This is a genomic window from Variovorax sp. UMC13 (assembly GCF_014170375.1).
Classification (GTDB): Bacteria; Pseudomonadota; Gammaproteobacteria; order Burkholderiales; family Burkholderiaceae_C; genus Variovorax.
In genome coordinates this window covers 125,361-140,208 of record NZ_LZZW01000032.1, presented here as the reverse complement: position 1 = coordinate 140,208, position 14,848 = coordinate 125,361, and the positions used below count along the sequence as shown (strand labels likewise).

At 69.7% G+C, this 14,848-nt stretch carries 14 protein-coding genes; 5 read left to right on the top strand and 9 right to left on the bottom strand.

Annotated features, from left to right (window positions below; genetic code table 11):
* Window positions 1-67: 67 nt before the first annotated feature.
* Window positions 68-1,915, top strand: coding sequence for a phosphodiesterase (locus A9977_RS28060; RefSeq protein WP_183028094.1), 1,848 nt, complete (start codon window positions 68-70; stop codon window positions 1,913-1,915).
* On the opposite strand, the gene A9977_RS28055 is transcribed toward A9977_RS28060, so the two are convergent.
* The 3 genes from A9977_RS28055 to A9977_RS28045 are packed head-to-tail and all read right to left on the bottom strand — an operon-like array spanning window position 1,858 to window position 4,119.
* Entirely contained in the window at window positions 1,858-2,826 is a 969-nt protein-coding gene (locus A9977_RS28055; RefSeq protein ID WP_183028093.1) for a FecR domain-containing protein, read from the bottom strand. The two genes, A9977_RS28060 and A9977_RS28055, sit on opposite strands and share 58 nt — an antisense overlap.
* Window positions 2,819-3,376, bottom strand: a complete 558-nt coding sequence (locus tag A9977_RS28050) for an RNA polymerase sigma factor (RefSeq protein WP_183028092.1) — start codon at window positions 3,374-3,376, stop codon at window positions 2,819-2,821. The genes A9977_RS28055 and A9977_RS28050 overlap by 8 nt, the downstream gene beginning before the upstream one ends.
* Before the next feature lie 5 nt (window positions 3,377-3,381).
* Window positions 3,382-4,119 carry an STN domain-containing protein gene (locus tag A9977_RS28045; protein WP_183028091.1) on the bottom strand — a complete coding sequence of 246 codons (738 nt, stop codon included), beginning with the start codon at window positions 4,117-4,119 and terminating at the stop codon, window positions 3,382-3,384.
* Window positions 4,120-4,327: 208 nt separating this feature from the next.
* On the opposite strand from A9977_RS28045, the gene A9977_RS28040 reads away from it, so the two are divergent.
* Window positions 4,328-4,699: a hypothetical protein gene (locus tag A9977_RS28040; RefSeq protein ID WP_183028090.1), complete on the top strand. Its 372-nt coding sequence runs from the start codon at window positions 4,328-4,330 to the stop codon at window positions 4,697-4,699.
* Here A9977_RS28040 and A9977_RS28035 read toward each other — a convergent pair.
* The 6 genes from A9977_RS28035 to A9977_RS28010 are packed head-to-tail and all read right to left on the bottom strand — an operon-like array spanning window position 4,696 to window position 10,550.
* Window positions 4,696-6,084 (bottom strand): FAD-dependent oxidoreductase, encoded by a 1,389-nt coding sequence (locus A9977_RS28035; protein WP_183028089.1) that lies wholly within the window; start codon window positions 6,082-6,084, stop codon window positions 4,696-4,698. The genes A9977_RS28040 and A9977_RS28035 overlap by 4 nt on opposite strands.
* A 21-nt stretch (window positions 6,085-6,105) precedes the next feature.
* Entirely contained in the window at window positions 6,106-6,555 is a 450-nt protein-coding gene (locus tag A9977_RS28030) for a GNAT family N-acetyltransferase (RefSeq protein WP_183028088.1), read from the bottom strand.
* Window positions 6,552-7,118, bottom strand: coding sequence for a phosphonate degradation HD-domain oxygenase (locus A9977_RS28025; protein ID WP_310936209.1), 567 nt, complete (start codon window positions 7,116-7,118; stop codon window positions 6,552-6,554). Before A9977_RS28025 ends, A9977_RS28030 begins: the two co-directional genes overlap by 4 nt.
* Window positions 7,112-8,560, bottom strand: coding sequence for a phosphonoacetaldehyde dehydrogenase (gene phnY, locus A9977_RS28020; RefSeq protein WP_183028087.1), 1,449 nt, complete (start codon window positions 8,558-8,560; stop codon window positions 7,112-7,114). Before phnY ends, A9977_RS28025 begins: the two co-directional genes overlap by 7 nt.
* 19 nt (window positions 8,561-8,579) lie before the next feature.
* The gene (gene phnA, locus A9977_RS28015) at window positions 8,580-9,806 is read right to left on the bottom strand and encodes a phosphonoacetate hydrolase (RefSeq protein WP_183028086.1); all 1,227 of its coding nucleotides are present in this window, start codon (window positions 9,804-9,806) and stop codon (window positions 8,580-8,582) included.
* An 18-nt stretch (window positions 9,807-9,824) separates the two neighbouring features.
* Window positions 9,825-10,550, bottom strand: coding sequence for a phosphonate utilization associated transcriptional regulator (locus A9977_RS28010; protein ID WP_183028085.1), 726 nt, complete (start codon window positions 10,548-10,550; stop codon window positions 9,825-9,827).
* Window positions 10,551-10,726: 176 nt separating this feature from the next.
* On the opposite strand from A9977_RS28010, the gene A9977_RS28005 reads away from it, so the two are divergent.
* The 3 genes from A9977_RS28005 (at window position 10,727) to A9977_RS27995 (ending at window position 14,822) form a co-directional block, all read left to right on the top strand.
* Window positions 10,727-11,782, top strand: a complete 1,056-nt coding sequence (locus A9977_RS28005) for a putative 2-aminoethylphosphonate ABC transporter substrate-binding protein (protein ID WP_183028084.1) — start codon at window positions 10,727-10,729, stop codon at window positions 11,780-11,782.
* 167 nt (window positions 11,783-11,949) lie between these two features.
* On the top strand, window positions 11,950-13,089 hold the full coding sequence (locus A9977_RS28000; RefSeq protein WP_183028083.1) for a putative 2-aminoethylphosphonate ABC transporter ATP-binding protein: 1,140 nt from the start codon (window positions 11,950-11,952) through the stop codon (window positions 13,087-13,089).
* Entirely contained in the window at window positions 13,086-14,822 is a 1,737-nt protein-coding gene (locus A9977_RS27995; protein WP_183028082.1) for a putative 2-aminoethylphosphonate ABC transporter permease subunit, read from the top strand. Before A9977_RS28000 ends, A9977_RS27995 begins: the two co-directional genes overlap by 4 nt.
* Window positions 14,823-14,848 lie beyond the last annotated feature (26 nt).

Genomic DNA, 14,848 nt, shown 5'->3' with positions numbered 1-14,848 from the left:
ACCCGGACGCGATCCGTCTGCCCTTTTCCCTTTGCGAACCGACGACACCGCGAGCGCCTGGCCCCGAATGAATCCGTCCGAAAAAACGCTGGCACGGCTGCGCCGCAACGAGGCGCTGTACCCGGTGTTCCAGCCGATCGTGGACCTGCGCAAGGGCAGCATCTTCGGCCACGAGGCCTTGATCCGCGGGCCGATCGGCACGCCCTTCCACTCCCCGGCCGCCCTGCTCGCACTCGCGGCCGAGGAAGACTGCCTCGACGAATTCGAGCTCGACTGCGTCGACGTGATCCTGCGGCACTGGGGCGGCCTGACGGCGCCGGGCCAGCTGTTCCTCAACATGAGTTCGGACGCGCTGGCCGCTGCCATGGAAGGCCCGCCACCCGGCCGCTTCGAGCGCGCCCTGGCCCTGCACGGCATCGCGCCGCGCTCGGTCACGGTCGAGATCACCGAGGACCGCCCGGCCAGCCACATGGGCGCGCTGCGGCTGGCGGTGAAGGCGCTGCACAGCACCGGCGCGCGGATCGCGCTCGACGACTTCGGCGAGGGCCATTCCAACCTGCGGCTGTGGAGCGAGCTGCGGCCGGACTTCGTGAAGATCGACAAGTTCTTCACCCACGGCATCGCGAGCTCGCCGCACAACCTCGAGCTGGTGCGCACCATCGTCGGCTTCGGCCACACGCTGGGCACCACCCTGGTGGCCGAGGGCGTGGAAGACACCAAGGACCTGCGGGTGCTGCGCGACCTGGGCATCGACCACGGCCAGGGCTACCTGTTCGGCCGCCCCACGCGCACGCTGCATGCGGCCGCGCCCTCGCCCATCGCCGAGGCCATCCAGGACAGCCGCATCGCCGTGATGCCGCATGCGGCGCAGCAGGCGCAGCCCGGCGTGCTGCGCAGCCTGGCCGTGATCCAGGCGCCCACGCTGGGCCCGGCCACGCCCATCGACGAGGTCTCGACCCTGTTCCAGGCCCATCCCGAGCTGCATGCGCTGGCGGTGGTCGACCAGGGACGGCCGGTGGCCCTGATCAACCGGCAGTCGTTCATGAACGACTACGCACGGCTCTACTTCCGCGAAGTCCACGGTCGCAAACCATGTCTGGGCTACGCCAACACCAGCCCGCGCGTGGTCGAGCTGGAAGACAACGTCGAGCAGCTGGTGGGCATCCTGATGTCGGAAGACCAGCGCTACCTCAACGACGGCTTCATCGTCACCGAGGACAAGCGCTACCTGGGCCTGGGCACCGGCGAGCAGCTGGTGCGCGCCGTGACCGAGGCGCGCATCGAGGCCGCGCGCCATGCGAACCCGCTGACCTTCCTGCCCGGCAACATCCCGATCAGCATCCACATCGAACGCCTGCTGGCCAGCCATGCGGGCTTCGCCGCCTGCTATGCGGACCTGAACAACTTCAAGGTCTTCAACGACCACTACGGCTACTGGCGCGGCGACGAGATGATCCGCATGCTCGCGCGGCTGGCGGTGAAGCATGCCGACGCGCACCGCGACTTCGTGGGCCACATCGGCGGCGACGATTTCCTGGTGCTGTTCCAGAGCGAGGACTGGCAGGCCCGCTGCGCACGCATGATCGAGGACTTCGATCTCGAGGCCCTGGGGCTCTACGACGACGCGGCGCGCGACGCCGGCGGCATCGAGGGCAAGGACCGGCACGGCACGCTGCACTTCTTTCCCTTCACCACGCTGTCGATCGGCGCGGTGCGCATCGCGCCGGGCCGCTTCGCCCATGCCGAGGACGTGGCGGCCGAAGCGGCCATCGCCAAGCACGACGCCAAGCACGCCAACACCGGCCTCACGGTGCGCGAGCCCGGCGCCATCGCGCCGTCCAAGCCTGGCCGTGCGCCCTATGCGCTGCCCAGCAGCACGATGCCGCCCGGCAGCGCCGTCACGTCGAGACCGTAGACCTCGCGCACCAGCGCGATCACGTCGTCGAGCCGGTCGATCGAGAAGCTGGCCTGCACGCGCTTGCGGCCGACCGCGGCGTCGGTCAGGATCAGCTTGCCCGGTCGGTAGCGGTTGACCTCGGCCACCACCTCGGCCAGCGGCGTCTGGTCGAACACCAGCTGGCGCCGCCGCCAGGCGCTGACGGCCGTGGCATCGGCGGGCCGCGCGACGGCGGGCCGCGCCCTGGCGTAGACCAGTTGCCGGTCCACATCCACCGCGGTGCTGCCCGCCTCGCCGCGGCGCACGTCGACGCGGCCCGCGAGGCAGGTCACACAGACCTCGCCGTCGATGAAGCGCACGTTGAAGCGCGCGCGCTGCGCGCTGACCACACCATCGCCGACGCGCAGCTGCACCGCGGGCGCGGCACCGTCGAGGTCGGTGCGGATCTCGGCCTCGCCCTCGAGCAGTTCGAGCCGCGCCACGCCGCCCTCGGTGCCGCGCAGGTCCATGCGCGTGCGCGTGTTGAGCTGCACCACGACGCCCTCGGCCGTGACCCACTCGCGCTGTTCGCCGGTGCCGGTGCGCAGGTCGGCCGCCAGGTCGGTGGCCGCGGGCCACAGGCCCAGCGGCGGGCGCAGCACCAGCCAGCCGGCCGTGCCCGCCAGCGCCGCGCCCAGGAAGGCGCGGCGCCCCGGGCGCACGGCCCGCGCCGCCTCGGCGCGCTGCAGGCCCTGCGCGGCCGGCCGCAGGTCCTGCCAGACCGCGCGCGCCTGCACGAAGGCCGAGGCATGTTCCCGGCTGCGTTCGCACCAGCGCCTGAAGGCCAGCGCATCGTCGCTGTCCGCCGCGTGCGAGGCCAGCCGCACCACCCATTGCTGCGCCTGGCGGCGGATGGCCTGCTGTTCGGCGCTGTCGTTCACTTCACTCATGAGACTTAGACGGTTTTCCCGCGCCCGGACCGAAGCGCTGGATGAAATCCCGGCCCAGCCGTTCGCAGCAATGTTCGAGGCCGGCGCGCAGTTCCTTCTCGACGGTGCGCTCCGAGACGCCGAAGCGGCGCGCGATCTCGCGGTGCGGCATCTCGTCGATGCGCGCCGCCACCACGATGGCGCGGCGCCGCCGCGGCAGCTCGGCCAGCGCGCGCTCGAGGGCCTCGATCTCGCCGCGCGCCTCGGCGGTGCGGGCCGGGTCGGCCATCTCGTCGGCCATCTCGTAGAGCGCCTCGACGTCGGGCACGCTCAGCAGCCGCGCGCCGCTCTTGCGCTGGTCCTCGGCGATGTTGAGCGCGATGCGGAACAGGTAGGCCGAGGGGTAGCGGATCGCACCCAGCACGCTCATCGATTCCATGCGCAGGTAGGTCTCGTGCAGCGCGTCGTTGGCCAGGTCTTCCGAGCCCAGGCGCTGGTGCAGGTGGCGCCGGAACTGGTCGTAGCGCGACAGGAACAGCGCGCGCAGCGCGGCCTTGATCGATTCGGGCATGCGCCTCAGCCCCCGTCCGCGCGTGCGGCGCGGCAGACCGCGACCGGGTCGGCGCGCGGACTCAGCAGCACCGTGAGCGGCTGCGCGAGCCCGGGCGGCGGCACGCGGCCGATGGCCAGGCCGCGCAGCTGCGCGAGCAGCTCGGCGTCGCGCGCGGCTTCGCCGCTGGGCTCGAGCAGGCTGGCGCGCCGGATGCGCCCTTCGGGCCCGGTCCAGAGCTGCAGCGCGGCGCGGTAGCGGCCGAAGCTGTGGGGCTGCGCCGCGCACAGGGCCTGCGTGATGGCGGACTGGAGCGCGCCGGCGAAATCGGCCGCCGCGGGGGCCGCGGTGCCCGCGAGTGCCGGTGCCGTCGTCGATGCCGCAGGCGTCGCCATGGGCAGTTCGCCCGCCGCCGGCTCGGGCACCAGCGTGAACGCATCGCGACCGCTGTAGCGCGCATGCAAACCGGTACCGGCCAGCAGCAGCCGCAACGCCTCCTGCGCCGGGAACACGCCGCGCACCGCCTGGGCCGTTCGGCCCTGGGTCAGCGTGCTGTCGACCAGCACCGAATGGCCGGTGAGCCCGCCGAAATCCGCGAGCGCCTTCTGCAGCGGCTGGGACGGCAGGTCGAAGTGCAGGCGCGGACCGGCCTCAGCCATGTCGCGCGGCTCCGTCGTGGCCGCGGCCGTGCCGCCCCAGACGAGCATCCACACCAGGCACCAGGCCTGTGCCCATCGGCAGCCTGGGGCGAGCGAAAGCACCATGGGTTGGAATCATCAGGACGGACACGGGAAGAACGCGCGGGCGACGCTGCGGCAGGACCTCGGCCCTGCACGTTGGAAGTACGCGGCATGCTAGGCGGTGCGCATGACCGATCCGTGACGCCGCACCGCCAGGTGTCGCGCGACATGCGCATGTCACACGCAGGCGCCAGGCTGGCGGGTTGCGCGCCCTCGCGCGACCGGAGTTCCCATGCCCCTCGCCCGCCGCCTGCCGCTGTTCCCGCCTGCCCTCGCACTTGCCCTGTGGGCGGCGATGGCGCCCGCGCTGGCGGACGAGGCCCAGGACGGCCCGGCCCGCTGCGTCGAGGTGGAAGTCGACGGCGCGCGCGCGCCCGCGTCCTTCGCCTGCCTCAGCGAGCGGCTGCGTCCTGCCCCCGCGCACCCGGCATCACGCGACGCGACGATGGGCTCGGAGGCCATCGTGCAGCGGCCCGGCAACCAGCTGGGCGTGTTCAACCGCGCCGCCACCAGCCATCGCATGGGCAACACCTTCGGCACCTCGGTGTATCCGCAGCGGCCGCCGCCGGTGGTGCCGGTGCTGCCCTTCGGGCCGCGGCCCTAGGCCTTGTCCGCCTTCCCCGCCGCATTGGCGAACTTGCTGAGCAGCCGGTCGACCTTCCACGGCCGCAGGTCGCGGTCTTCCGCCGCTTCCTTGCGGCGGATGGCGTTGCGCACCACCAGCGAGCCGAGGTAGCGGATCGGCTCGGGCGGGAACAGCCCCAGCGGCCCCTGGAGCAGCGGGCTGCGCGTCCAGGCGTTGTCTTCGTCGAGCACCAGAGACGAGAGGATCTGCCCGCCCATGTAGGTGGGGCCGACGCCGTTGCCCGAGTAGCCGAAGCCGTAGACGATGTGCGGCGCGCCGTTCAGGCGGCCGAAGAAGGGGAAGCCGGTCGCCGAGCGGTCCGAGGGGCCGTTCCAGCTGGCGGTGACGGGCACGCCGCGCAGCGAGGGGAAGAAGTCGTCGAGCGCGCGCTTGAGGTCGGCCTCATAGGGCGAGCGCTGGTCGAACACCGGCGCGATGCGCCCGCCCCAGGCGAAGGTGTTGCCGCCCTTGCCCAGCATCAGCCGGCCGTCGGCGGTGCTGCGGTAGTAGTAGACGAAGGTGCGCGAGTCCAACACCGACACGCCATCGGTCAGCCCCATGGCCTGCAGCAGCTCGGGGCACTTCTCGGTGATCACCATGTCGCTCGACACGATGGCGATGCTGCGCTCGAACTGCGGCAGCGCGCGCGCCATCCAGGCGTTCATCGCCAGCACCAGCTTGGGCGCCTCGAGGCTGCCGGCCGGCGTGCGCACGGTGACCGGATGGCCCTGCGTGAAGTCCAGCATCGGGCTGCGCTCGTAGATGCGGATGCCCATGCGCAGCGCCACGCGCCGCAGGCCGCGCACCAGCTTGCCAGGGTGCACGGTGGCGGCGATGGGCGAGTACACGCCCGCCAGGTTGCGCGCCGAGCCCGATCGACGCGCAACCTCTTCGGGCGGCAGGGTGCGGTAGGAATGGATGCCGCAGTCCTCCAGCGCCTTCATCACCGGATCGAGCGTGCCGACCTGGGCCTGCGAGGTGGCGGTGTAGAGCGTGCCGTCCTGCCGCAGCTCCGCATCGATGCCCTGCGCGCGGCAGAAGTCCGCGATGTGCTGCACCGCGGCCTCCGAGGCCTTGACCAGCCGGATGGCCTCGGCCTCGCCGAACAGCCGGCGCAGGGTGAAGAACTTGGCCGACCAGGTCAGCAGGCAGCCGCCGTTGCGCCCGCTCGCGCCGGCGCCGCAGAGGTCGCTCTCGAGGATGGCGATGTCGAGCGCGGGGTTGCGCTGCCGGGCCTGGATGGCGGTCCACAGGCCGGTGAAGCCGCCGCCCACGATGCACACGTCGGCCTTTTGCGCGCCCTGCAGCGCGGGGGCGAGATCGCCGTCGTCGAAGAGAGCCTGTTCGATCCAGAAGGGGCGCATGTCGCGTGCTCTCTCAGGTTGTCAGGGCTTGCGCCGCATCTCGTAGGAAAAACCGTTCTCGCGTTCGATGACGAAGCCGAAACGCTCGTAGAGCCCGCGGGCCGGATTGGCCTTCAGCACGCTGAGCGTGAGGTCGGCGCCGGCCTGCGTGGCCTCGTCGACGACTTCGGCCAGCAGGGCCGCACCGATGCCGCCGCCCTGGCAGGCCGGCACCAGCTGGATCTGGATCACCACCCACTCCAGCGCGTCGCGCGAGACCTTGAGCAGGCCGACCGGCACGCCCTCTTGCAGCAGGACTTCGGCGCACTCGAAGCGGTGCATCAGCCGCGCCATGTGGTGGGCGTCGTCGATCTCGGCGCCCGATGCGACCAGGTGGCCGTTCATCGTCTGCTGGCGCAGCGCGAACAGGAAGGGGATGTCCTGCGGCGTGGCCGGACGGCGCGTGAGCGCGGGCGGCCGCACGGCATTCATGGCCGTGCCGCGGCCGCCAGCGCCATGTGCTGCGCATAGTGGGCCAGGTCGGGTGTCTTCGCGTCGGCGCTCTTGGCGCTGTCGTCCCAGCGGCGCAGGCGCACCGCATCGAGCGCATGCGGCAGCGCTTCGAACTGCAGCGCCTGGGCCGCGTCGAATACGCCGCCCTGCAGCACCAGGCTGCGCTGCGAATCGGCCGACAGCGCTTCGAGGTAGCCCGGCTCGCGCGCGCAGAGGTAGCGCTTGGCGTCCACGTGCAGCCGGATCGGGTCCAGCGTGGCCGGGCCGAACAGGTGCTTGAGGAAGGCGCGGCTGCGGTACTGGTGCAGGTCGTCCAGCCCCTGCTGCGTGGGCGTGCCTTCCATGCCGTGCAGCAGGTGGCCCAGGTCGTGCAGCAGGCTGGCGGTGATGAGTTCGCTGGACGCGCCGGCCTGCTCGGCCAGGTGCGCGGACTGCAGCGCGTGCTGGAGCTGCGTCACGGGTTCGCCGTCGTACTGCGCGTGGCCCTTGGCCTCGAACAGGGCGACGATGCCGGCGATATCGAGCGGTGCGTTGGCTACCACGGCAGTGAATAGGTCTTGGTGTTGGTGAAGCTCTTCATCGCCTCGAGCACGCCTTCCTTGTAGCCCAGGCCCGAGTCCTTGATGCCGCCGAAGGGCGTGAGCTCGAGCCGGTAGCCCGGCACCTCGCGCACGTTGACGCTGCCCACGTTCAGCTCGCGGATGAAGCGCGTGATGTGGTCGAGCCGGTTGGTGCAGACCGCGGACGACAGGCCGTAGGCCGTGCCGTTGGAGATCCGGATCGCGTCCTCGATGGTCTTGAAGCGGATCACCGGCGACACCGGGCCGAAGGTCTCGTGCTTGGCCACCGTCATCTCGGGGTCGACGCGGTCGAGCACCGTGGGTGAATACGACGCGCCGTTGCGCACATTGCCGTGCAGCAGGCGCGCGCCCGACGCGATGGCTTCATTGACCACGGCCTCGAACTGCCGCGCCGCCGCCTCGTCGATCACGGTGCCGACGTCGGTGGCAGGGTCCATCGGGTCGCCGTGCTTCAGCGCGCGGGTTTTCTCCACCAGCAGTTCTACGAAGCGGTCGGCCACCGTCTCCTGCACCAGCATGCGCTTGATCGCGGTGCAGCGCTGGCCCGAGTTCTTGTACGAGCCGCTGGCCGCGAGCGTGGCCGCCTCCTCGATGTCGGCGTCGTCCATCACGATGATCGGGTCGTTGCCGCCCAGCTCCAGGATCTGCCGCTTGTAGACCGCCTTGCCCGCGATGTACTTGCCGATCGCCACGCCGCCGGTGAAGGTCACGAGGTCGACGTCGGCGTGCGTGAGCATCTCGTCGGCGATCTCGCGCGGGTCGCCGGTGAGCACCGACAGCATCGGCGGCGGCAGGCCCGCCTCGTAGAGGATGTCGGCCAGCAGGAAGGCCGTGAGCGGCGTCTTCTCGCTGGGCTTGAGCACCATGCGGTTGTTGGTGGCGATCGAGGGCGCGACCTTGTGGATCACCTGGTTCAGCGGGTGGTTGAAGGGCGTGATCGCGGTGATCACGCCCTGCAGCGGCTCGCGCAGCGTGTAGACCTTGCGGCTCTTGCCGTGGTGCGTGAGGTCGCAGGAGAAGACCTGGCCGTCGTCCACCAGCGCCTGGTTGGCGGCGAACAGCAGCACGTCGGAGGCGCGGCCCACTTCGTAGAGCGAGTCCTTGCGCGAGAGGCCCGATTCGAGCGTGATCACGCGCGAGATCTCGTCCAGCCGCGAGGCGATGATCTCGCCCGCGCGCATCAGGATCTTGTAGCGCTCGTAGCGCGTGAGGGTGGGCTTGTAGTCGCGCGCGATGCGATAGGCCTGGCGCAGGTCGTCCAGCGTGGCCTTGGGCACGGTGGCGATCACTTCGCCGGTGTAGGGGTAGGTGACCTCGATGGTGCGCTCGCGGTGGACCTTCTCGCCGGCGATGCGCAGCGCTTCGTGGTGGACGGTGCCTGGCTTCAACATGGCTTGGCTCATGGTGGACGATGCTCCGGTGTTATTGCGCGTGGTTCAGGGCGAGGTCGAGCGCGTCGAAGTTGCGCAGGCGGCGGCTGGCGGCGATGCCGCTGACGGGGCGGTTGCAGATCAGCGGCACCTGCTGCTCGGAGACGCCGCCGTGCGAGCGCAGCGGCACCTCGAGCGCCGAGAGGTCGTGCCGGCTGGCCGAGGTGCCGATGACCGTGTGGCGCTCGCTGACCACCACGATGTCGCCGATGCGGTCGGGCGGGAGCTCGAAGCGTTCGGCCGCGTCCTTGCGCGAGAGCACCAGCTCCATGCCGGGCACGCCCCGGATGCGCTCGATCCAGCCGGGCACGCGGGCTTCGTCGGGCGCATAGACCGTGGCGAAGGAACCGAGCGCGCCGTGATGCACCACGTAGGGGTCGGTGATCGGCAGGATGACCCGCGCCTCGTCCTTGCCGTACCAGCCGTCGAGCACGTCCTGCAGGTAGATCACCTGCGGCGAGCCGTCGGCGTTGTGCTTGTCGTTCATGCCGTGGTCGGCCGTGAGCACGATGGTGGCGCCCATCGCGTCGAGCTGCGCGAGGTAGCCGTCCATCATCGCGTAGAAGGCATTGGCGGCCGGGCTGCCGGGCGCGGCCTTGTGCTGCACGTAGTCGGTGGTCGACAGGTACATCAGGTCGGGGCGGCGCGAGGCCATGAGCTTCACGCCGGCCGCGAACACGAACTCCGACAGCTCCGCGCTGTAGACCGAGGGCACGGGCATGCCGACCAGTTCGACCACGCCCTCGATGCCGTTCTCCTCGATCGTCGCCTGGTCGGCCTTCTCCGAGGAGAAGCAGATGCCCTTCATGCGGTGGCCCAGCAGCTTGCGCAGCTTGTCCTTGGCGGTCACCACCGCGAGCTTGGCGCCCGCGTCGGCGAAGGCCGCGAGCACGGTGCCGGCGCGCAGGTACTTGGGGTCGTTCATCATCACTTCCTGGCCCAGCTCGCGGTCGAAGAAGTAGTTGCCGCAGATGCCGTGCACCGCGGGCGGCGCGCCGGTCACGATCGACAGGTTGTTGGGGTTGGTGAACGAGGGCACCACGCAGTCGGCCAGCAGGTCGGCCCCGGACGCACGCATGCGCGCGATGGTCGGCGCCACGCCGGCCGCGATGGCCGCATCCAGGTAGGCGGGCTCGCAGCCGTCGACGCAGACGACCACGACGGGTCGGCTCATCCAGCGATAGCTTCGGGCATTGACTTCCAGCGTCTTCACGGTCATCTCGGATCTCCTTGCGGGTCAGGTTGTCCTGGGGGTTTTCTGCAGATGGGATTCGGGCGTGCTGTCGGGGCGGCCCATGGCCTTGTGCATGCGGGCGCGGCTGCCGGCCACATGCCGGCGCAGCACCTGGCCGGCGGCTTCGGGGTCGCGGCTGGCGATGGCGTCGACGATCTCGCGGTGCTCGTCGGCCGACACCCGCAGGCCGCCGCCGGTGTCGAGGGCGCGCATGCGGAACAGGTGCAGCTCCTTCACCAGGCGCTTGTAGGTCTCGGTGAGCTTGCGGCTGCCCGCGGTGTCGAGCAGGATGTCGTGGAACTGCAGGTTGAGCTGCGCGTACTGCTCCAGGTCCTGCGCCAGCGCGGCCTCGCGCATCGGCTCGATCATGGCGCGCAGGCGCTCGAGCGCGTCGGGCTGCATGCTGGCGGCCACGCGCCGGCCGATGATCTCTTCCAGCGCCTCGCGCAGTTCGTAGATCTCGTCGGCCTCCTCGAAGGAGATCTCGCGCACGAACACGCCCCGGTTCTTCTCGTTGCGCACCAGGCCCGCCTCTTCCAGCGCGCGCAGCGCCTCGCGGATCGGCCCGCGGCTGGTGTTGAAGCGCTGCGACAGCTCGCTCTCGTTGATGCGGCTGCCCACGGCCAGCTCGCCATTCATGATGAGTCGCTCGATCTCGTCCTGCATGAGCATCGGCAGCGAGCTCGATTGAAGGAAGGCCAGGGCGGAGGTGGAGTTGTGCGTTGCCATGGCCTCATTTTGGCTCCGAATTGAAAACTGTCAACAATTTTTTATTGACAGTCCGCAATACACAATCTACATTGCCTCCACCCCGAGACGACCGTAGACCCGCATTCCGCCTTCGGGAGCCCGCCAATCCACCCCCGCCACGGGGGGTTCGACAGCCAGCTGAACAGGAGTTGAAGATGACGATGATCCGAAGCGCGCGCCGCCTCACGACGGCCCTCTCCATCGCAGTCACCGCGGCCATCGGCCTCGCCGCGAGCGGTCTCGCGCTGGCCCAGCAGCGCACGCCGCTGCTGGTCTACACGGCGCTCGAGACCGACGCCATGAAGCTCTACAAGGACGCCTTCGAGAAGGCCAACCCCGACATCGAGGTGAAGTGGGTGCGCGACTCGACCGGCATCGTCACCGCCAAGCTGCTGGCCGAGAAGGCCAATCCGCAGGCCGACGTGGTCGCCGGCCTGGCCGCCAGCAGCCTGGCGCTGCTGGCGCAGGAGGGCATGCTGCAGGCCTACGAGCCCAAGGGCTTCGGCGCGCTCAACCCCGCCTATTCCGACAGCGCGCGGCCACCGTCGTGGGTCGGCATGGACGTCTGGGCCGCCACCGTCTGCTTCAACCGCGTGGAGGCCAAGAAGCTGGGCCTGCCCAAGCCCGAGAGCTGGCAGGACCTGGCCAAGCCGATCTACAAGGGCGCGATCACCATGCCGCATCCGGCCTCCAGCGGCACCGGCTACCTCGACGTGTCGTACTGGCTGCAGAACATGGGCGAGGCCGAAGGCTGGAAGTACATGGACGCGCTGCACCAGAACGTGGCCCAGTACGTGCACTCGGGCTCCAAGCCCTGCAAGCAGGCGGGCGCGGGCGAGTTCCCCATTGGCATCTCCTTCGAGTTCCGCGCGCACCAGGTCAAGAAATCGGGCGCGCCGGTCGACCTGGTCTTCCCCAAGGAAGGCCTGGGCTGGGACATCGAGGCCACGAGCATCATGAAGACCAGCAAGAAGATGGAGCTGGCCAAGCGCTTCGCCGACTGGATGGCCACCAAGGAGGCCAACCAGATCACGGCCAACTGGTGGGCGGTGGTGGCCTACCCGGGCGTGGCCTCGAAGCTCGAGGGCATTCCCGAGAACTACGAGAAGCTGCTGGCCAGGAACGACCTGAACTGGGCCGCCAAGAACCGCGAGCGCATCCTGGCCGAGTGGAGTAAGCGCTACGAGGGCAAGGCCGAGCCCAAGCCATAGGCTCGCCCCCAGTCTTCGCGCACTTCGTGTCGCTTCGCCAACCCCCTACCGGGGGCGACTCCGGCGGCCCGGCGAAGCCGGTTCCGCGGTGTCCCGCGAAGGGTCACGAAGAGCTTCTCCCACCCGCGACGTCGCTCTTGCGGCGTTCGTCACACCGAGTGCGAACCATGGACCTGAACGTTGGCAACCCTCTCGCAGATCCGGCCCGCGCTGCGCTGGAGATCGTCGGCATCCGCAAGGACTTCGAGACCTTCAGCGCGCTGCGCGACATCCACCTGCGGGTGAACGCGGGCGAGATGCTGTGCTTCCTCGGCCCCTCGGGCTGCGGCAAGACCACGCTGCTACGCATCATCGCCGGGCTGGAGACGCAGACCGCCGGCCAGATCCTGCAGAACGGCAAGGACGTCTCGTGGCTGCCGCCCGACCGGCGCGACTACGGCATCGTGTTCCAGTCCTACGCGCTGTTCCCCAACCTCAGCATCGCCGACAACGTGGGCTACGGCCTCGTGAACTCGCGCGCCCGCAAGGCCGAGATCAAGGCCCGCGTGGAGGAACTGCTCACGCTGGTGGGGCTGCCGACCTCGGGCGCCAAGTACCCGAGCCAGCTCTCCGGCGGGCAGCAGCAGCGCGTGGCGCTGGCGCGCGCGCTCGCCACCCGGCCGGGGCTGCTGCTGCTCGACGAGCCGCTGTCGGCGCTCGACGCGATCGAGCGCATCCGCCTGCGCGGCGAGATCCGCAGGCTGCAGAAGCAGGTCGGCATCACCACCATCATGGTCACGCACGACCAGGAAGAGGCGCTCTCGATGGCCGACCGCATCGTGGTCATGAACCACGGCGTGATCGAGCAGGTCGGCACGCCGATGGACATCTACGAACGGCCGGCCACGCCCTTCGTTGCCGACTTCGTGGGCAAGGTCAACGTGCTGCGCGCGATGGCGCTGGGCCAGCAGCGCTTCAAGGTCGGCGACCTGGAGCTGCAGTGCGACGCCTGCGACGCGGCCTTCGCCGCCGGTGATGCGGTCAACCTCTACCTGCGGCCCGAGGACCGCATGGCCGAAAACCTGCGTGAGGACACGGCCAACCGCATGAACGTGCTGGTGAGCAAGGTCGAGTTCCTGGGTGGGCTGTGCATCGCCGAAGTCACGGCCGACGCGCTGCATGGCCAGACGCTGGGCCTGCACTTCTCGCTCAACCAGCTGCACGACCTCGACATCCGCGAGGGCCACACGATCGAGATCGCGCTGCGGGCCAACCGCATCCGTGCCTTCGCCGCACCGTCGGCTTCCGCCGCGCGAGCCCACGCATGAACACGCTGGCACACGCCCCGACCCTGACGCCACGCGCCGCCTTCCGCCGCCCGGGCATGCGCTGGAGCCGTGACGAGCTCATCGCGCGCGCCGTGCTGCTCGCGGTGATGGTCATGCTCTTCGTCTTCCTGGTCGCGCCGCTGGCGACCATCCTCGCGCATGCGGTGCAGGACAAGGACGGCCGCTTCGTCGGCCTGGCGCACTTCATCACCTACTTCCAGACGCCCAGCCTGCTGCGCGCGGCCTGGAACTCGGTCTGGGTCTCCGCAGCCGTGGTCGCGATCTCGGTGCCCACGGCCTTCGTGTTCGCCTATGCGCTCACGCGCAGCTGCATGCCGGTGTGGCTCAAGGCCACCTTCCGGCTGATCGCGCTGATTCCGCTGCTCGCGCCTTCGCTGCTGTCGGCCATCTCCTTCGTGCAGTGGTTCGGCAACCAGGGCGCGCTCAAGTTCCTGCTGGGCGGGATGTCGATCTACGGCGCGCCCGGCATCATCCTGGCCGAGGTCTACAACACCTTCCCGCACGCGCTGATGATCCTGGTCACCGCGCTGTCGCTGGCCGACGGCCGCCTGTACGAAGCCGCGACCGCGCTGCGCACCCGGCCGCTGCGCCAGTTCATGACCATCACGCTGCCGTCGTGCAAGTACGGCCTCATCAGCGCGTCGACCGTGGTCTTCACCTACGTGGTGAGCGACTTCGGCGCACCCAAGGTCATCGGCGGCAACTTCAACGTGCTGTCGGTCGACGTGTTCAAGCAGGTGGTGGGCCAGCACAACTTCTCGATCGGCGCGGTGGTCGGCATGCTGCTGCTGCTGCCCTCGGTGATCTCCTTCGCCATCGACTGGGTGGTGCGCCGCAAGCTCAAGGCCCAGCTCACGGCCCGCTCGGTGCCCTACAGCCCCAAGCCGCGCAAGCTGGCCGATGCCATGCTGCTGCTGTTCTGCGTCGGCGTCTGCGGCCTGCTGCTGGCCACCATTGGCATGGCGATCTACACCTCGCTGATCACGCTGTGGCCCTACGACCTGTCGCCGACGCTCAAGCACTACCACTTCGTGCTGCTCGAGAGCGACATGGCGGCGGCCTACTTCAACAGCCTCGAGGTGGCGGCCATCACGGCCGTGGCCGGTTCCTTCATCGTCTTCGTGGGCGCCTACCTGATCGAGAAGACGCGCAACCTCGGGCTCATGCGCCGCACCATGCACATGATGGCGGTGCTGTCGATGGCGGTGCCCGGGCTGGTGCTGGGCCTGGGCTACGTGATGTTCTTCAACCATCCGGCCAACCCGCTGGGCTTTCTCTACCAGACGATGGCGATCCTGGTGATCTCGATGGTGGTGCACTACTACACCTCCAGCCACCTCACGGCGGTGACGGCGCTCAAGCAGATCGACAACGAGTTCGAGGCCGTCTCGGCCTCGCTCAAGGTGCCGTTCATCAAGACCTTCTTCCGCGTGACGGTGCCGGTGTGCCTGCCCGCGATCCTCGACATCGGCCGCTACTTCTTCGTGGTCTCGATGGCCAGCCTGTCGTGCGCCATCTTCCTCTACACGCCCGACACCATCCTGGCCTCGGTCGCGATCATGCACATGGACGACGCCGGCGACATCGGCCCGGCCGCGGCGCTGGCCAGCCTGATCGTCGTCACCTCGACCGTGGTGTGCATCGTCTACTCGCTGCTCACGCGCGTGCTGCTGTCACGTACGCAGGCCTGGCGCCAGCTCGGACGCGGCTGACCCGTTTCCCCTCTACCCCACCCGCA